Here is a 17,657-nt window from a genome sequence, read left to right on the forward strand (position 1 = left end):
TACGAGCCGTCACGCCGTAGCCCATTCAGTACATTTTCAGCACCTTGCCACAAACAGGCGCCGCACACTAACGAAACTTCAAGGTCACAAAAACATCCACCACGCACTCGCGCGGTGGATGCCCCACAAAGAATATAGACCGTAAATTGCGTGGTGATTTCCACCACACTCGGCGCTGAGGGGCTACGCCTCGTCGGTCGACAGTGCTGCCACGAATGCCTCCTGCGGCACGGTAACCGAGCCGATCGCCTTCATGCGCTTCTTGCCGGCCTTCTGCTTCTCCAGCAGCTTGCGCTTACGCGAAATGTCGCCGCCGTAGCACTTGGACAACACGTCCTTGCGCAGCGCACGGATGTTTTCACGCGAGATGATCTTCGATCCAATCGCCGCCTGGACGGGAACCTCGAACTGCTGGCGTGGGATGAGTTCCTTGAGCTTCTTGGTCATCTTGTTGCCGTACCACTGCGCGGAGTCCTTGTGCACGATCGCGGAGAACGCGTCCACAGGGTCGCCCTGCAGCAGGATGTCCACCTTGACCAGGTCCGCTTCCTGCTCGCCGGCGTCCTCGTAGTTCAGGGAGGCGTAGCCCTTGGTGCGGGACTTGAGCATGTCGAAGAAGTCGAAGATGATCTCGCCGAGTGGCATGTAGTAACGCAGCTCGACGCGGTCCTCCGAGAGGTACTCCATGTTCTTCATGGTGCCGCGCTTCGACTGGCACAGCTCCATCGTGGTGCCGACGAACTCCTGCGGGACGATGATCGTCATGTTGACGATCGGCTCGTACACCGCCTGCAGCTTGCCTCCCGGCCAGTCGGATGGGTTGTGCACCATCTGCTCCGAACCGTCCTCGGCGATCACGCGGTAGGTGACCGACGGCGCGGTGGAAATCAGGTCCAGGTCGAACTCGCGCTCGAGGCGGTCACGGGTGATCTCCATGTGGAGCAGCCCCAGGAAACCACAGCGGAAACCGAAGCCCAGCGCCACGGAGGTCTCTGGCTCCCAGGTCAGGGAGGCGTCGTTAAGCTGCAGCTTCTCCAGCGATTCGCGCAGCGCCGGGAAGTCCTCCTGCGAGACCGGGAACAGGCCCGAGTACACCATCGGCTTGACCTCTTCGAAGCCGTCGAGTGGCTCCTCTGCGCCCTTGTTAGCCCAGGTCACGGTGTCGCCGACGCGGGTTTCGCGCACATCCTTCACGCCGGTGATCAGGTAGCCGACCTCGCCGGGGCCGAGCCCCTTGGTCTTCTTCATGGTTGGAGAGACCACGCCGATCTCGAGGATCTCGTGGCGCACGCCGGTGTTCATCATCTGCACTTGCTGGTTCGGCAGCAGCTTGCCGTCCATCATGCGGATGTAGGTAACGACGCCGCGGTAGGTGTCGTAGACGGAGTCGAAGATCAAGGCGCGGGCCGGCGCGTCGGCGTCAAACTCTGACGACGGTGCCGGGATTAGTTCGACGACCTTATCCAGAAGCTCCGGGACGCCCTCACCTGTCTTGCCGGACACGCGCAGCACGTCTTCCGGCTCGCAGCCGATAATGTTGGCAATCTCCAGCGCGTACTTCTCCGGGTCGGCTGCCGGTAGGTCGATTTTGTTGAGGACCGGGATGATTTCCAGGTCGTTGTCCATCGCCATGTACAGATTCGCGAGGGTTTGGGCTTCGATGCCCTGGGCGGCGTCGACAAGCAAGATTGCGCCCTCACACGCCTCGAGTGCGCGCGAGACCTCGTAGGAGAAGTCGACGTGGCCCGGCGTGTCAATCATCTGCAGGACCATCTCCTGGCCCTCGTACTCGCCGGAGCGTGGTGTCCATGGCAGGCGGACGTTCTGGGCCTTAATAGTAATGCCGCGCTCGCGCTCAATATCCATATTGTCCAGGTACTGATCACGCATCTCACGGGCCTCGACGACGTCGGAGAGCTGCAAAATGCGGTCCGCGAGCGTGGATTTTCCGTGGTCAATGTGGGCAATAATGCAGAAGTTACGGATCCTCTCCGGGTCCGTGAAGGTGGTTTCCGCGAAATTTCGTTTTTGGGCAGCCATAATTGTGCCACTCTACCTCGCAGTGCCCCATTTCGAAACACAACCTTGCCCAGGCCAGGCAAAACACTTAAAGTTTGCACCATGGTTTTCTGGCGCAAGCTTCAACAGCAACGGCGTGCCTCCCTCGAGGAGGGGCTCGCGCTGCTCAACGAGCGCCTCGGGCTCACCCCCGACACCAAGACCCGCACCACCGCCACGCGTATCGACGTCCAACCTACGGAGCAACACGCCCGGAACCTGTATTACGGTCCGGACATGGATGGCAACGCCGAGCCCGGCGAGGTCGTGTGGGCGCTCGTGCCGTCGACTCCCCCGGAGGAACGCGCGATGCTCGTCGTCGGACGCGACCACCACGATGTTCTCGCCCTGCTCATCCACTGCGGCGAGGAGCCGGTGTCGGACCCTGCGTCTGCCACTGAGGAGTGGCTCGGCATCGGCACTGGGGACTGGGACGCCTCCGGCCAACCCGGCTGGCTGCGCCTGGACCTGCTGCTTGTCGTGCCGGAGGCAAGTATCCACCGGCGAGGCGCCACCCTCCCCGCTCGGCGCTTCGATCGCGTGGCGAACCGGCTGCGCGACACGTACCACTGGACCTAGTAAGCCTGCCACTTGCCCCGTTTCTCGTGGTGGGGTATCTTAGTCGAGTTGTTTGTATCCGGTTTCGGGTGCGTGATCTACGCGGGCAGGACCTTGGGTTCGCGTCAAGTTCAAAGCATTACGCAGCAACAGCCCGTTGCCGAATCTTCGACATTGCAATCGATACCAACTTATTTAAGAGGTGCACATTATGGCTAACATCAAGCAGCAGAAGAAGCGCGTTCTCACCAACGAGAAGCGTCGCGTTCGCAACAAGTCCGTCCGTTCCGCTGTCCGCACGGAGATCCGTAAGTTCCGTGAGGCTGTTGAGTCCGGCGACAAGGCTGCCGCTGAGAAGCAGCTGCGTTTCGCTTCCCGCAAGCTGGACAAGGCTGTGTCCAAGGGCGTGTTCCACCGCAACAACGCGGCGAACAAGAAGTCGAACATGGCTCGCGCTCTGAACAAGATGGCCTAAGCTTTTCGCGCATAGCAATCCTGTGCCCCGGCTCCGTCCGGTGCGCAGGATTTTTTGCATTCGTAACATTGCTGGATCTGCTCTACGATACTGAAATTGTGAAGAACTATCGTCGTGCGCTTTGCGCAGCAGTAACAGCTACAACTCTGACGTTGGGCGCCGTCGCGGTGGCCCCTGAGCAGTCCGCCGTCACCCCTACCGCTCAGGCGCAGCAGATGCCTGACTTGCGTCAGCTCCAGAAGATGCTGAACCCGCAGAACATTCGACTTGACCGGCTGGCGCTGCTCGTCGGCCTTGTGGCCGCAATTGTTATTCTGGGCCCGGTCACCGGCACGATCGGCTCCTCGCACGAGCCGGGCCGCCGCGGTTCCCAGGAGCGCCGCACCGTCAACGCTGACGGTCGCTCGCGTTCCTACAACGTGGTGTTGCCCTCGGGCTATGAGGAGGGCAAGTCCTACCCCGTCATCATTGGCTACGGCGGGTGGCAGCACACCGCCGACCAGATGCAGGGCTACGCCCACCTCGAGTCCGCTGCTGCGGGCCGCGCCATCGTCGTCTACGCAGAGGGCGAGGCCCAAGCTTGGGCGGGTGCACCGTACGCACGCACGTCGACGCGGGAGGACATTGCGTACACCCGCGCGATTATCGACGACCTCGTCGAGCACTACGGCGCCAACCGCGACCGCGTAAGCGCCGTCGGCCTGTCCAACGGTGGCGGCATGGTGGCCTCGCTTGCCTGCCACGCCCCTGAGCTTGTCAACGGTATCGCCTCTGTGGCGGGCGCCTATTACAACCCGACCGTCGAGGGCTGCAAGAGCGGTTCCGTGCCGACGCTCATCATGCACGGCACCAACGACAACGTCGTCGGCTACGACGGCGGCACCCGCCACGGCAAGCCGTTCCGTTCCGTCAACGACGTGTTCAACCTGTTCATGGACAAGAACGGCTGCATCGCGGGCTCCGCCACCGAGACCCGCCTGGGCAACGTCACCACGTTGAGCCCTGCCTGTGGCGCCCGAACTGAGCTGCAGCGCGTCGAAGGTGGCGGCCACACGTGGTTCACGGATCCATCTGCAAGTACCGCCACCGTGGACTTCCTGCTCAGCCTGCGCTAAGCAGACCACGCACCACGAGGAGCACGCCAACAACGCAGAAGAAGCCGCCGGAGCCCATATCGATTGCGGGACCGGCGGCTAGTAATTTGCGCCGCACCCGGTTCGTAGACACCACCTGCGTGAGCACGCCGAACAGGATGAACGAGCTGGCCCACAACGACAAGATCACCACAACCTGCGTTGCCCACGACGGACTGGCTGGCAGCAGTGGCGCAATCATGGCGGACAACGCCAGCACGATTTTCGGGTTCGCCAGGTTGGTAGACAGCCCCCGAACAAAGCTCGTGCGCAGGCTACCGAGCCGCTGCTCTGCTTCCTCGAGGGAAAGCGGTGGGTTGCGCCGGTCGCGCCAACCCTGGCGCACCGCATTGATGCCCATCCATACCAGGTACGCTCCACCGATCACCTGCACTACCTGCAGCGCGCGCGGCATGGCGGTCAATAGCGCCGCCGCACCGAACACGGTCAGCGAGCACCACCACAGCACACCGAGCTGGATTCCGCACGTCGTTGCCCACGCGTGCGGCCGCGAGCGCGTCGCGGTACGGGTCACCAGGATGACGTCGGGCCCCGGGGCGGCCGCACCGACCAAGTTCAGACCGACAATGACCGCGAGATCTGTCGGCGCGATCACCGCTGCGTGCCCTTGAGCAGGTCGATGAGGTCCTCGCGACCGAACATGCTCGCCGTGTCGATGGCGTTTGGAGTACCGATGGTGGCGTCGGCACCCGCGCTGATGAGCGCTCGGGCGATATCGTCTTCCTTCTTGAAGATCGTCCCTGCCAGCGGGCTTTGCCCGCGAGCGTTCAGGGCGTTGACATCCACGCCACGCGCGATGAGCCCTTCGGTCAGGGCGAGGTGCCCGGAGTAGCTGGCGAGCATCAACAACGAGTTTCCGTCCTGGTTCGCCAGATTGACGTCGACGCCCTGGTCAACGTAATCGAGCAGGGTTGCCTCGCCGTCACGCGCCATCTGGAAGAGGCGGGTGGCGAAGGCTTGCACGTCTTCGGGGATCTCGTTTGGTTGCTGCGTCATAGTTTTCCTACGCTATCACGCGAGTTGGGCAATCCTGCGGACTGCTTCTTCCACCGCGTACTCCGGCTCCCCGCCATTGCCCTTCACCGTAGACTCCAGCTCAGCGACAATGATGACGGCCTGCGACACCGCATCACCCGACCACTGACGGGCAACGTTCATAGTCTTCTTCACCACAAAGGGATGCATCCCGACCGTCCGCGCGAGCTGGTCCGGGTTACCCCGCACCCCGTACAGCTTGGCGATGTCCCCGACCTTGTGCGCAAGCGCCGCCGCGATCGCCACCGGACTCGTGCCCAGCTGCAGTGCCCGGCGCGTGGAGGCGAGCGCGCGGTCGGCGCGCCCGGCGATGGCCTGCTCCGCGATGTCGAAGCCCGCGACTTCCGCCACGCCCGTGTAGTAGTTGCGCACAGCGTTTACGTCGACTTCCCCGTCGGTGTCCGCCACGAGCTGGCTCACCGCACTGGCGAGTTCCCGCAGGTCAGAGCCGACGGATTCGAGCAGCGCAGCGACAGTGTCCGGGGTTGGGCGCTGCCCGTAGCGCCTAAACTCCTGGGTGAGCCACGAGTGCCGGTCGCGGTCGCGCAGCGGGTTCGCGCGGTGGACCTCGGCGATCTTTTCGAACTTCTTCACATAGGCTTTTTGACGCCCACCTCCGGAGTGCTCGATGATCAGCGTCATACCTGGCGCCGGGTCCACGCAGGCGCGCAGCAGGATCTCGAGCGGTTCCTTGCCTGCCAGCTCGGTGTTTTTGATCAGTACGATGCGTTCCTCGGCGAACAGTGACGGGCTGGTCGCCATGGCAAGTTCGCCTTCGGTGACGTCGCCTGCGCGCAGGGTGGTGCGCTCCGCAGCTGGGCTGAGCTGGGCGATGATGGCTTTGGTGGCGCGTTCGGCGAGGAACTCGTCTTCCCCGAGGACCAGGTGCACTGGGTTGAGCATGCTTCTTAGCGTAGCTGTTGCCTCCCATCTGCGTAGAGGACGGGCACTGCTCCCCGGTTGGGGAAGATGACGGGGATGCCGTCCGGGGTTGCTGCCGGCCGCTTGGGTGCGCTGCCTTCCTCGAGTACCACGACGAGCTCGGTGCCTGACGGGATGGGAAGGATGTCGTCTTTGGTGGCCACGACGTGGCTGCGGAGCGTCGCGGGATCCACAACGGCGCCTCGCGGCCACGCGATACAAACGCTTGCTACCACCGCGCAGGTCAGGCACAGCGCCAGTGTCCGGCGGCGCCACGGCACAAGCAACAGCACGGCGACCACCCACCCGTAGCCGATGAGCACCGTCACCGGGTTCGCAGCAACTGTGGCGGCGGGCAGCGCCGCTCCATGTTCAGCCACAGCGTGGACCCACCAGGTCAGCGGGGAGATCACCCACAGCACGATCGACTCAAGACCTCCCGGTAGTACCGCCAGCACCACCGCGCACAGCCCAAGCACCGTCACCAGGTGCGTGACGGGGGCCACCAGCACGTTCGCGCCAACAGAGACCAGCGAGACCTGGCCCGCCATCGCGGCCACGAGCGGCATCGTCGCAACGTCTGCGGCGATGGCGACCGCTACGGCGCGTACGAGGATGTCCGGCAACGCCGTCGGTGCGAGCGCCCTGTAGAACAGCGGGAAGAGCACCACGATGCCGACGGTCGCAGCCACCGACAGCGCAAACCCGTAGTGCAGCGCCAGGTCGGTATCGAAGAAAATGAGCGCAATCACCGCCAGGCACAACGCGTGAATGACCTCCGTCTGGCTCGATGAGACGACCGCAACGAGCCCCACCAACCCCATCACCGATGCCCGCAGCACGCTCGGCTCCGGCCCAACGAGCAAGGCGAACACCGCCAACGCAGCACCCGCTGCAACGAGCCTGCCATAGAGCCCGATGCGCAGCGCTGCAGCTACTACCACGGCGAACGTCGTCACAATGGCAACGTTCGAACCCGATACCGCCGAGAGGTGCGACAGCCCGGTAGCGATGTACGCCTGCTGCTCCAACGCCCCCTGCATCGAGGTATCGCCCAGCACCATGCCCGGGATGAGGCCCTGCGAGTGTTCCCCGACGTGCTCGCGCACCGCATCGGCGAACGTTGCCCGCACGTGCTGCGCCCACCCGGATGCACCCGTCGGCCCGTTCAACGGCTCGACCGTGCCATTGACCGCCCACGGGTTCACGCCCGCCCGCGAGGACTCCGACACAGTGCCGTCCACCCGCACCGTCGCACCGCTGACCACGCCATCGGGGACGCCGCCGCGGACAAACACCGGCAGCTCGGCGCCACCGCTCCCGGCGCGCACGCGTACCAGCATCCCGCCAGAGGCAAGCTCCTTTGGGGCAGCCGTCACGGTGGCCTCCACCGGCAGGCGCAGCGTTCCCGCCCGCGCCACCGTGATGCGGACCCAGGCCACCACGACGGTCGCCACACCACCGGAACCGACCAGCACCGCCTGGCCCACCGCACGCGCACACCCGCACAGCACTACCGCCGCGGCGACTACAGCGAACCCCGCCCACGGCGCGAGGGCAACAGTCACGATCGTCGCTATCCAGACGCACAGCGCCGTGGGCACCAGCCGAAGCTCCTGCACCGCTTACAGCCCCACCAACGGCGCAATCGCCTCAAACTTCGCAGGGCCGATCCCCTTGACCTGCATCAGATCCTCGACCTTCTGGAACGGGCCGTTCGCCTCCCTGTGCGCGATAATCGCCGCCGCGGTCGCCTCCCCCACCCCGGGCAGCGTGACCAGCTCCGCGGCCGACGCACCGTTGAGCGAAATCTGACCTGCCGCGTCCACAGCACCACCATCCCCACCTGGCACGGCAGGGCCTTCACCGATTGCGACGACGTGGAGCTGTTGGCCGTCGACAAGCACTTGAGCGAGATTCAACTGCAGCAAGTCCGCGTGGTCGAGCGGCTGCGCAATATCCAGCGCATCCGCCACGCGGGAACCCTGGTTCAGCGTCACCAGCCCAGGATTTGCCACCTCCCCCACCACCGCAACCACCACGCGCTCCGGCACATCGGTCGCAGTAGCAACGTTTTCCCAAACAGGTGCGTCCTCCTCCGCAACGTCCGGTCCGCGGACCTGCACCACCGCCCACAGCACCAGTAGGCTCATCACAACCCCCATCACCGCGGCCGCCGGCTTCACCGGAACGTGCACGCGAGGAGTCGGGTACTTCACCTGCAGCAGCGCCTCCTCACCAGTCGGGCGCGTAAGCTCTTGAATCCGTTCACTGACCTGCATAACCACAGGCTAAAACCGGCGTCCTCGCCCCAACAGACCAAGCAAACCCGCTGTGGACAACCCCCAAACCGCACACCCCGTGCAGGCTACTTCTCCACAGCCGCAGCCAACCCCCTTGACAGCGCCGCTACGTGCGCGAACCAAACACGACCGACAGCCCGATCGCGCCGGGCCCGGTGTGCGCAGCAAGCACATCGACCATTGGCTCCACCAGCACTCGTGAGTGCCGCGGCAGCACCTCATCAAGCATGCCCGCCAGCTGCTGCGCGGACTCTTCCGCGTCCGCATGCTGCACCGCAGCAAACACCGGCTGGGAATCCGCACGCTCCAGAACAAGCTCCGTGAGCTTGGAAAACGCCTTCGTCTGGGTGCGAGTCTTGCCTGCTAACTCGAGCTTGCCGTTGTGCATCCGCAGAATCGGCTTCGTTGCCAGCAACGCCGCCGACAACACCGCAGTCCCCGTGGAAATCCTGCCAGACTTGCGCAACCAGTCCAGCTGGTGCAGGTAGCACCACGTCTCCGAGCGCTTCAGCGTGGACGAGGCCATCGCTTCTACCTCGTCGAGGCTCGCCCCCTCGCGCGCGACGGTCGCCGCGGCCATCGCTGCCGCTCCGACCGCCATACCAACGGTACTGGTGTCGAGCACCCGCACGTTCCCCGGGAACACCCCCGAAGCAGAAACCGCCGCGGACCAGGTGGAAGAAAAGTGCTTCGACAGGTGTAGGGCTACCACGCCATCGTCCCCAGAGCGCTCGATCTGGCGCCCGTACGCGGCGGCGAGCTCGACTGCGGACAGCCCGCTCGTCGACACCTCGTCGTCCTCAGACTGTTCCATGACGTGCAGCGGGAGCACCGTAATGTCGAGCTCACTGGCAATATCAGCTGGCAAACCCGCCGAGGAATCAACAACAACCCGTACCGCCATCTAGACCGTCAACCCCTGGTTCCACGCCTCGAGGTACCACTGCACGCCAGTGTCCGGCTCGCCGTAGCGCGGCAACGCCTGCAGCTGCGCAAAGTTCGCGTTACGCAGGCTCTTCATCATCGGGTACTGCGAGATCTCCAGGTCCAGCAGGCTCGACGTCAGCGCCGCGATCGTACCTCCGTGGGCGACAAGCAGCACCGCCGCGTCATCCCACTCGTCGAAGTGCTCCATCAACTCGTCAACAACCGGGCGTGCCCGTTGCGCGACGTCAATCCGGCTCTCGCCTTCCGGCGGCGCCCACGTTGGGGTATTGCGCCAGTGGGCGCGAACGCTGCCGTCGGCACCATCGACCTCGGCGTGTGTCTTGCCCTGCCACTGCCCGAGGTGCGTCTCGCGCAGGCGCGCATCATACGTCACCGGCAGCTCGAGGTGCTCCGCGACGATCTGCGCCGTGACTGCAGCCCTGCTCAGGTCCGAAGCCACAATCTTGGCGACGCCCATTTCTGTCAACACCGGCGCAATGTTTCGCGCCTGCTGCCTCCCCTCTTCCGACAACTCCGTGTCGAGTTGCCCCTGCATCCTCGACGTGGCGTTATACGTGGTTTGGCCGTGTCGCAGCAAGATGAGTCGTCGCGCCATGGTGTTAGAACTCGTCCTCGTCCTCAGGGGCATCGCCTGCCAGCGGAAGGTCTTCAATCTGCTGCGCCGAACGCACACTCTCGCCGTCCGCAAACGCACCCGGGCGTTCGTAGGCTGGCAGGCCCTCCACGCTAATGGCCGGGCAGTCTGCGTACAGGCGGTCCAGGCCGTAGAAATCGCGCTCCGGGCTGCGCTGCACGTGCACCACGATGTTGCCGTAGTCCAGCAGCACCCAGCGGTTTTCGCGAACGCCCTCGCGGCGCTTCGGCTCGAAGCCGGCGTCGGTCATGTCGTCCTCAATCTCCTGGACGATCGCGTTTACCTTGCGTTCGTTGTCCGCGGAGACAATCACAAAAATATCGGTAATGCCGATCACGTTCGACACATCGATGACGCCGATGTTCTCGCCGAGCTTTTCGTCGGCGGCCTTCGCGGCGATCGCGACCTGATCAAGAGAGATCTGCAGAGCAGTCAAGTACTCAGTCCTTCGTCAGTAATGAAAAATAGCAGTAACGCGCCTATTGTCCCACGCTAAGGGCGCTGTTCGCCACTTGAACGATATAGGTCGTTTTTCGCAATGTACTGCACCACGCCATCTGGCACCAGGTACCACACCGGGCGGCCTTCTTTAGCGCGCTCGCGGCACCCCGTGGACGAGATCGCCATCGCAGGAATCTCAATCAAATGCACCTGCTCCTGCACGTCTTCGGGCAAGAAGGCCTCGCTCAGCTCGTAGCCGGGGCGCGTCACGCCGACAAACTGCGCCAGGTCAAACATCAGGTCCCAGTCGCGCCACGACATTATCGACGCCAACGCATCCGCGCCCGTGATAAAGAACAGTTCCGCCTGTGGCAACAGGGCGCGCAAATCCCGCAGCGTGTCCAGGGTGTAGGTCGGCCCCTCCCTGTCAATGTCTACCCGAGAGACCGAGAACCTCGGATTCGAGGCAGTCGCGATGACCGTCATGAGGTAGCGATCTTCAGAGTCGGTGATCTGCCGATCCGCCTTCTGCCAGGGCTGACCCGTCGGCACAAACACGACCTCGTCAAGGTCAAAACGGTCGGCGACCTCGCTCGCGGCCACGAGGTGGCCGTTGTGGATCGGGTCGAAAGTACCGCCCATGACGCCCACGCGTCGGGCGTCGCGCAATGATGCTGCTACGGCCTCTGCCACGTGCTTACCCGATCCAGACGTTCGCCTGCTCGAAAGCGAGCCAGAACGCTGTAAGCCCCACGCCAACAATTGAGCCAAGCACAATGAGCAGGATGCCCCACCACGGCAACTTCTCCTTGCCTTCTGGGGATGAATCTGGGCGCTGCTTCATCGATGACATCGAGCTGGCGTTGAGGTCTTCACACACCGGCTTGCCATGCTCGTCAAGCACTGGGATGCGCTGCCCGTTGGCGTCGACAAGTACGTTGCCCTTGCCATCCGTCCGGAACTGGCACTTCTGCGACTGGATGTATACCCCGCGTGACGGCGTCGGCACCGCCACGCCTGCTTCAGTCTCCTGAGCCTGCGCAACCGTCACCCCACTGGTCAACAGCGTCGCTGTTACAAGAGCGCTACACGCTGCCCGCTTCCACGAAACCATGACTGTGTCCTTGTCCTTCCTTCAACTCTTAGCGGTATCGAACCTGATCAACAAAGCGACCAAAAGAGTCTGCCACCTGGTCATCCCACCGGTTCCACCGCAGGAAGTACTGGCCGTGGGTACCGCCCGTCGGGGCAGCGGCCCGCAGGACCTGGACGGAAAGATCACACACTGCATCCAGCGGCAAGCAGTAGTTGACCTTGTTGCGGGTCGCACCCGCGGTGCGGGTGTTAAACGGCAGGAAGCCAAGCATGCCGCCTGCGCCGCCGTTTGCCACGCCCACCGTGCCAGCATCACGCGCGGCAGTCATCGGGTTGCCAAAGTAGACAACGCCCGCTAGCTTGCCGCGGCGTGCCAGCTCACGCTCGTGCTCCAGCAGGATCATCGCGCCCTGAGAGTAGCCGGACAGCACGTACTTCGGATGGCACCCGCTCGCGCGTTCGTAGTCGTTCACCAGCGCCATCACGCCAGTGCGCCCAATGTTGACGGAGTCCATAAAGTCCGTGCCAGCCTGTCGCGCCATCGTAAACAACGGCACCGCGTACTGGATAGCCAAACCCAGCGCCTGCAGCAGCGTCGCGGGTGCTGCAACGGAAGGGACATCATAATCCGGGTAAATCGCTGGGTAGTAGCGCGGCTCCATACCGAGGACTTCCACGTCCTTCATCAGGGAGTTCCCGCCGTGAGTGGCACGGTAGCGCGACTCCGAATAGCGAAGGAAAGCGCGAATGGTCTCCCCCTCCCAACCATTCGAGGTCCACGGGGCTTCCCCGGCATAGCGTGTTCGGTAAATCTGGTTATTCTGACCGGAGCCGCGTGCAGCGATTACCGCGACCGAAGGGCACCGCTGCTGGGCGGTCGCTTCCTCCGTCGGCAGCACGGGGGTAACCACCGCAGCTGCTGCTGCGGCGAACGCAACTGCAGTCACGGGTAGCCGACGACGGAAAAACGTACGCATTTTGCGGAACACTATGCACCTTCTCTATGGATGAGTCACACCTTGGACTCCGGGTGTGAAGAAACTGCGCATTAGTGTAGCCCGCCCACACCATTTTCCTAACTTCGAGTCTGCCCGCTGCCCTCCAGGATCCACTTCGTGCTTGTCAGTTCAGGCAGCGCCATTGGTCCACGTGCGTGCAGTTTCTGGGTAGAGATCCCGATCTCTGCACCCATGCCGTATTGCTCGCCATCCGTAAACGCGGTCGAGGCATTGAGCATGATGGCTGCCGAATCCACGTGGTCCGCGAAGTACTGCAGCACGCGTGCATTGGTGGCGACCACGGCTTCCGTGTGCCCCGAGGAGTAGCGTGCAATGTGCTTCGCGGCCCCCTCAACGCCGTCGACGACACCGACGGCAACGTCCATCGAAAGGTACTCCTCCGCCCAATCGTGCTCGTCGGCCTCGACTACGTCGCAAGCCCCAAACGCACCAAGTGCTGCCGGGTCCCCGTGGACGGTCACGTCGGCGTCCTGCAGTGCCTTTACGACGGCCAGCTTGTCCGCATCCGGCAACGCCGCGTCAAGCAGCACCGTTTCAGTCGCGTTGCACACCGACACCCGGCGCGTCTTGCCATTGACGACAATGTCGATCGCCTGCTGAATGTCCGCTGAAGCATCCACGTATACGTGGCAGTTGCCGGTGCCGGTCTCGATGGTTGGCACGGTTGCTTGGGTAACGACGGCGTCGATAAGCCGGGCGCTGCCGCGCGGAATGACCACATCGACGAGGCCGCGTGCCGTGATGAGCGCGGTGACGGAGTCGTGCGAGTCGCTCGGCAGCAGCTGGACCGCCTCGGTTGGCAGCCCCTCCTTCGCCAGCACGCCCTGCAGCACCGCGACCAGCGCCGCGTTCGAATGCGCCGCCGACTTCGAACCACGCAGCAGTGCCACGTTGCCTGACTTCAGCGCCAGGCCAAACGCATCGACCGTGACGTTCGGGCGGGCCTCGTAGACCATGCCCATCACGCCGAGCGGCACGCGAACCTGGCGCATCCGGATCCCGTTGTACATCGTGCCGCCGCGCACCACATCCCCAACTGGGTCGTGGAGGCTCGCGACCTGACGCAGTCCGTCCGCGATGCCCGCGATGCGTTGCTCATCCAGCGCGAGCCTGTCTACCAACGCTTCGTCCATGCCAGCCGCGCGGCCTTCCTCGATGTCGCGGGCGTTGGCCTGCAGAATCTCCGCAGTACGTGCTTCCAGCGCCCGCGCCGCGTGCTGCAGCACAGCGTTTTTGCGAACGGTCGGTAGCGTTGCGATCACCGGGGCCACCTGCTTCGCAGCCTTCGCCAACTGCAGCACCTGAGCTTCGATAGTCGTCATTAGTATCCTTCCTCCACATCAATCTGCGTCGGCAACGGGCGGCCCTCTTGCAGTGCCTCCCAGTTTCGGCGTGTCAGTTCACCCACGCGCGCTTGCATGTAGCGCGGGATGTTCGCGGTGTGCGGGGTAATCAGGCAGCGGTCCATCTGCCACAGCGGGTGATCCTCCGGCAGCGGCTCAGGGTCCGTCACGTCCAGGCCAGCGCCAGCAATCGTGCCATCCTGCAGGGCCGTGGTCAGCGCCTCCGTATCAATCAGTGGGCCACGGCCAACGTTGACCACCACCGCGTTCGGCTTCATCGCGCGCAGCACCTCCGCGTTGACGAGGTGGTGCGTCTGCTTCGTCAGCGGCGCGATGAGCACGAAGTAGTCCGCCTCCGACCACACATCCCGCGCCTCGGACATCGCCACGGTGCGTTTGGCCCCCGGCACCGGGTTGCCGGAGCGGTTCACCGCAATAATCTCCGGCCCGAACGGCTCGAGGAAGCGGATCAGCATCTTACCGATGCCACCCGCCCCAATCACCGCGACCTTCTTGTTGTCGAACAGGTAGTCCGTCTCCTCGTTGAGCTGCCTGTCGTTCCACTGCGGCGTCACCGCCTTGTGCCGGTGCAGCACCCCCAACAGCAGCGCCAGTGCCGCCTCGGCCACAGTGTCGTCGTATATCCCGGCGGCATTAGCCACCGGCACATCGACATCGAGCACCCCTGCCTCTACCAGCTTTTCGACGCCCGCATACGCCACCTGCACAAGCTTCACGCTCGGCGGTAATTCCTCTGGGAAATCTTCCGGATTCCCGCGAAACACCAACACGTCTGGAGACTCGTCGAGGTCCACAAACGTGTGGCCGTGATCTGTCAGGTCATCGACGACTGCGTCCCAAGGTTTCGGTAAGAATGCAAATTTCATGCACCCCAACCTAGCGTGTATTTACAGACGGGTGGCGAAATTTGATAAATAGTCGGCGTGCACGACGGGTTTGCGCTGCCCTTCCGGCAGCTCATCCGTGTGCTTGCCCAACATGCCGGCAAGCTCCGCGGCATCATACGCAACCTCGCCGCGCCCGACGGCTTCCGAGTCGGGCCCCAGGATCTCCACGATGTCACCGGCGTGGAAGTCCCCCTCGATGTCGGTGATACCCACCGCGAGTAAGCTCGTGCCCCCACTGGTGACGGCCTGCACGGCGCCTTTATCCAGGCGCAGCACGCCTTCAGCGTCCGCGGCGTAGAGCGCCCAGAATTTCCATGCCCTAAGCGTTGACTGCTCACGGGTGTGGAATACGGTTCCGCAGCTTGCGTCCTGCAGCGCCTGCGAGATTTTGGTCGCGCTGGTCAGCAGCACTGGCACTCCGCCGCGGGCTGCGAGCCGCGCCGCCGACACCTTCGCCGCCATCCCCCCGGTCCCGAGCGCACCACCGTCACCGGCCACGACGCCCTCGAGGTCAGCGCCGGTGCGGACCTCAGAGACAAAGCGCGCGCTCGGGTCGGCCGGGTTGCGGTCGTAGAGGCCGTCGACGTCTGAAAGCAACACGAGCGCATCGGCTCCGATGAGCGTCGCCACAATCGCCGAGAGTCTGTCGTTATCGCCGAAGCGCATCTCGGAGGTCGCCACAGTGTCGTTCTCGTTGACGATCGGCACCGTGCCCAACTGCCGCAGCCGGTCGATCGTGCGCTGGGCGTTCCGCGCGCGCTCGCGCACACCGGCATCAGCTTGCGTGAGCAGCACCTGCCCCACTGTGCGACCATGCCTGGCGAAGGAGGCGCCCCATTCCTGCGCGAGGTGCACCTGCCCCACCGCCGCAGCGGCCTGCTTCGTGGCAAGATCCCGCGGGCGAGTCCGCAGCCCCAACGGGCTCATTCCCGCCGCGATCGCGCCGGAGGACACCACCACAATGTCGGTGCCGACATCCATGCGATCCACCAGCGCATCCACGAGACGGTCGATCTTGACCCTGCTCACCGAGGAGTCCTCATTGACGAGTGAGGAGGTACCAAGCTTGACGACGACCCGCTTCGCACCAGCAATGTGCTCGCGAAGTTGCGCCTCCGTAGTTGTTGCTGCGTTCATAGCAGCTCAGTGTAGCGCTAACCCTGCCAACGTTCCCGGTCGGCTGTCTCCCCGTCGCCGAAATCGAACTCGTCGATAAGGCCGCGGCGTGCCTGGGACGCGCGCTTGCGCTCCGATGCGGACGCGCGCGTGGTGTCGTAGAGTCGGGCGTCCTGGCCACGTCCCGCCATGGTTGGGTCACCCGCTCGCGATGGCTCCCAATCAAACGAGATCTCGCCGATGGTGACGGTGTCACCCTCCTTCGCGCCGATCTTGCGCAACTGGTCCTCCACGCCGGCCTTGTTCAGGCGGTCCGAGAGGTAGCCGACCGCCTCGTCGTTTTCGAAGTCGGTCTGGCGAATCCAGCGCTCCGCCTTCTCGCCAGTGACCAGCCAGCCGCCCGGCCACATCGGGTCAGGAACAACTTCGATGCCGCCCTCCTGCGCGTGCCCACGGCGCCTTGGCGCAACCGCCTTCGGTCGCAGCACCTCCGTAGGAGTTGCCTTCTCGGCTTTCACGCGTCGCTTCCTGGCACGCTCCACGATGTTCCACAGCGCCCACTTCAGCGGGTCAAGGCCCTCGCGGGTCGCGGTGGAGATCATGTATACATCCCAGCCGAACTTTTCCTTGATGTCGTCCTCCAAGAACTCCGCGAGCTCCCGGGCCTCCGGCACGTCCATCTTGTTCAGCACAACGATGCGAGGGCGCTCACGCAGGTCACCGAGACCAGAGTCCAGGTCAAGCTGGTCGGCGTAGGAGTCAAGCTCGTGCTCGAGCGCCTCAATGTCAGAAATCGGGTCGCGCCCTGGCTCCATCGTGGCAACGTCCACGATGTGCGCCAGCACAGCAGTGCGTTCAATATGGCGCAAGAAGTCCAGCCCCAGACCCTTGCCCTGGCTCGCCCCCGGGATCAGGCCTGGCACGTCCGCGATAGTGTACGTATCGTCGCCGACGTTGACCACGCCAAGGTTCGGAGCGAGCGTCGTAAAGGGGTAATCCGCGATCTTCGGCTTCGCGGCCGAAAGCACCGAAATCAGCGAGGACTTCCCCGCCGACGGGAACCCCACTAGCCCCACATCCGCCATGGACTTCAGCTCGAGGATCAAGTCGTGTGCTTCGCCAGGCTCACCCTTGAGCGCGAAGCCCGGGGCCTTCCGCTTCGCGGTGGCAAGAGCCGCGTTGCCCAACCCACCGAAGCCGCCTTCAGCCGCAAGGAAACGGGTGCCCGGCACCGTCAGGTCGGCAAGGATTTCCCCGTCCTCACTACGCACAACGGTTCCGACTGGGACCTCCAAGATAAGGTCCTCTCCGCGGGCGCCGTTTCGGTGATCACCCTCGCCATTGCCGCCTCGCTTCGCTTTGACGTGCGGACGGTACTGGAAGTCCAGCAGCGTGTGCACCTGGTTGGATACCTCCAGCACGATGTCACCGCCGTGGCCGCCGTTACCACCATCCGGGCCGCCGAGGGGTTTGAATTTTTCGCGGTGGACAGAGACACAGCCATGTCCGCCGTCACCGGCCTGGAGGTGCAGCACCGCGCGGTCAACAAATTGGGCCATTAGTTCCGCCTTCCTTGCAAAAGAGTTCTAGTAGTGGAGGGTACCGGGTTGTGGGAAAGAAAAACACCGCGCACCCGGTCGGGGTGTGCG

At 64.0% G+C, this 17,657-nt stretch carries 19 protein-coding genes; 3 read left to right on the forward strand and 16 right to left on the reverse strand.

Features of this window, described 5'->3' with window-relative positions; translation table 11 throughout:
- Nucleotides 1-183: 183 nt before the first annotated feature.
- Nucleotides 184-2,040 (reverse strand): translation elongation factor 4, encoded by a 1,857-nt coding sequence (lepA, locus tag R0V12_RS03235; protein WP_070362058.1) that lies wholly within the window; start codon nucleotides 2,038-2,040, stop codon nucleotides 184-186.
- 81 nt (nucleotides 2,041-2,121) lie between these two features.
- Between lepA and R0V12_RS03240 the strand changes: the two genes are divergently transcribed.
- The 3 genes from R0V12_RS03240 (at nucleotide 2,122) to R0V12_RS03250 (ending at nucleotide 4,206) form a co-directional block, all read left to right on the forward strand.
- The gene (locus tag R0V12_RS03240) at nucleotides 2,122-2,637 is read left to right on the forward strand and encodes a type II toxin-antitoxin system PemK/MazF family toxin (RefSeq protein WP_256007960.1); all 516 of its coding nucleotides are present in this window, start codon (nucleotides 2,122-2,124) and stop codon (nucleotides 2,635-2,637) included.
- 190 nt (nucleotides 2,638-2,827) lie between these two features.
- The gene (gene rpsT / locus R0V12_RS03245) at nucleotides 2,828-3,091 is read left to right on the forward strand and encodes a 30S ribosomal protein S20 (protein WP_070362056.1); all 264 of its coding nucleotides are present in this window, start codon (nucleotides 2,828-2,830) and stop codon (nucleotides 3,089-3,091) included.
- A 98-nt stretch (nucleotides 3,092-3,189) separates the two neighbouring features.
- Nucleotides 3,190-4,206 carry a CE1 family esterase gene (locus tag R0V12_RS03250; protein ID WP_320072829.1) on the forward strand — a complete coding sequence of 339 codons (1,017 nt, stop codon included), beginning with the start codon at nucleotides 3,190-3,192 and terminating at the stop codon, nucleotides 4,204-4,206.
- On the opposite strand, the gene R0V12_RS03255 is transcribed toward R0V12_RS03250, so the two are convergent.
- From R0V12_RS03255 to obgE, 15 genes are all read right to left on the reverse strand, one after another.
- Complete coding sequence (locus R0V12_RS03255) at nucleotides 4,193-4,837, reverse strand: LysE family translocator (protein ID WP_320073009.1); 645 nt, start codon at nucleotides 4,835-4,837, stop codon at nucleotides 4,193-4,195. The two genes, R0V12_RS03250 and R0V12_RS03255, sit on opposite strands and share 14 nt — an antisense overlap.
- On the reverse strand, nucleotides 4,837-5,241 hold the full coding sequence (locus R0V12_RS03260) for an ankyrin repeat domain-containing protein (RefSeq protein WP_320072830.1): 405 nt from the start codon (nucleotides 5,239-5,241) through the stop codon (nucleotides 4,837-4,839). The genes R0V12_RS03255 and R0V12_RS03260 overlap by 1 nt, the downstream gene beginning before the upstream one ends.
- 15 nt (nucleotides 5,242-5,256) lie before the next feature.
- The gene (holA, locus tag R0V12_RS03265; RefSeq protein WP_070362053.1) at nucleotides 5,257-6,183 is read right to left on the reverse strand and encodes a DNA polymerase III subunit delta; all 927 of its coding nucleotides are present in this window, start codon (nucleotides 6,181-6,183) and stop codon (nucleotides 5,257-5,259) included.
- Nucleotides 6,184-6,188: 5 nt separating this feature from the next.
- On the reverse strand, nucleotides 6,189-7,823 hold the full coding sequence (locus tag R0V12_RS03270; protein WP_320072831.1) for a ComEC/Rec2 family competence protein: 1,635 nt from the start codon (nucleotides 7,821-7,823) through the stop codon (nucleotides 6,189-6,191).
- A gap of 3 nt (nucleotides 7,824-7,826) precedes the next feature.
- The gene (locus R0V12_RS03275) at nucleotides 7,827-8,483 is read right to left on the reverse strand and encodes a ComEA family DNA-binding protein (RefSeq protein ID WP_305083623.1); all 657 of its coding nucleotides are present in this window, start codon (nucleotides 8,481-8,483) and stop codon (nucleotides 7,827-7,829) included.
- Between the two features lie 127 nt (nucleotides 8,484-8,610).
- Nucleotides 8,611-9,408: a DegV family protein gene (locus R0V12_RS03280; protein WP_256005378.1), complete on the reverse strand. Its 798-nt coding sequence runs from the start codon at nucleotides 9,406-9,408 to the stop codon at nucleotides 8,611-8,613.
- Nucleotides 9,409-10,047: a histidine phosphatase family protein gene (locus tag R0V12_RS03285; RefSeq protein ID WP_070478388.1), complete on the reverse strand. Its 639-nt coding sequence runs from the start codon at nucleotides 10,045-10,047 to the stop codon at nucleotides 9,409-9,411.
- Nucleotides 10,048-10,051: 4 nt separating this feature from the next.
- Nucleotides 10,052-10,522: a ribosome silencing factor gene (rsfS, locus tag R0V12_RS03290; protein WP_320072832.1), complete on the reverse strand. Its 471-nt coding sequence runs from the start codon at nucleotides 10,520-10,522 to the stop codon at nucleotides 10,052-10,054.
- 56 nt (nucleotides 10,523-10,578) lie between these two features.
- Nucleotides 10,579-11,169 (reverse strand): nicotinate-nucleotide adenylyltransferase, encoded by a 591-nt coding sequence (gene nadD, locus R0V12_RS03295; RefSeq protein WP_413774869.1) that lies wholly within the window; start codon nucleotides 11,167-11,169, stop codon nucleotides 10,579-10,581.
- A 55-nt stretch (nucleotides 11,170-11,224) separates the two neighbouring features.
- Entirely contained in the window at nucleotides 11,225-11,641 is a 417-nt protein-coding gene (locus R0V12_RS03300) for a hypothetical protein (RefSeq protein ID WP_256007954.1), read from the reverse strand.
- A gap of 28 nt (nucleotides 11,642-11,669) precedes the next feature.
- The gene (locus R0V12_RS03305) at nucleotides 11,670-12,599 is read right to left on the reverse strand and encodes a cutinase family protein (RefSeq protein ID WP_070478481.1); all 930 of its coding nucleotides are present in this window, start codon (nucleotides 12,597-12,599) and stop codon (nucleotides 11,670-11,672) included.
- Between the two features lie 98 nt (nucleotides 12,600-12,697).
- A complete protein-coding gene (locus R0V12_RS03310; protein ID WP_320072833.1) occupies nucleotides 12,698-13,963 on the reverse strand; it encodes a glutamate-5-semialdehyde dehydrogenase in 1,266 nt (421 codons plus the stop codon).
- On the reverse strand, nucleotides 13,963-14,871 hold the full coding sequence (locus tag R0V12_RS03315) for a D-isomer specific 2-hydroxyacid dehydrogenase family protein (RefSeq protein WP_320072834.1): 909 nt from the start codon (nucleotides 14,869-14,871) through the stop codon (nucleotides 13,963-13,965). Before R0V12_RS03315 ends, R0V12_RS03310 begins: the two co-directional genes overlap by 1 nt.
- Before the next feature lie 21 nt (nucleotides 14,872-14,892).
- The gene (proB, locus tag R0V12_RS03320) at nucleotides 14,893-16,029 is read right to left on the reverse strand and encodes a glutamate 5-kinase (RefSeq protein ID WP_320072835.1); all 1,137 of its coding nucleotides are present in this window, start codon (nucleotides 16,027-16,029) and stop codon (nucleotides 14,893-14,895) included.
- A gap of 17 nt (nucleotides 16,030-16,046) precedes the next feature.
- A complete protein-coding gene (gene obgE / locus R0V12_RS03325; protein WP_070362042.1) occupies nucleotides 16,047-17,567 on the reverse strand; it encodes a GTPase ObgE in 1,521 nt (506 codons plus the stop codon).
- Nucleotides 17,568-17,657 lie beyond the last annotated feature (90 nt).

Source organism: Corynebacterium sp. UMB2355A, assembly GCF_033877495.1.
Taxonomy (GTDB): domain Bacteria; phylum Actinomycetota; class Actinomycetes; order Mycobacteriales; family Mycobacteriaceae; genus Corynebacterium; species Corynebacterium pseudogenitalium.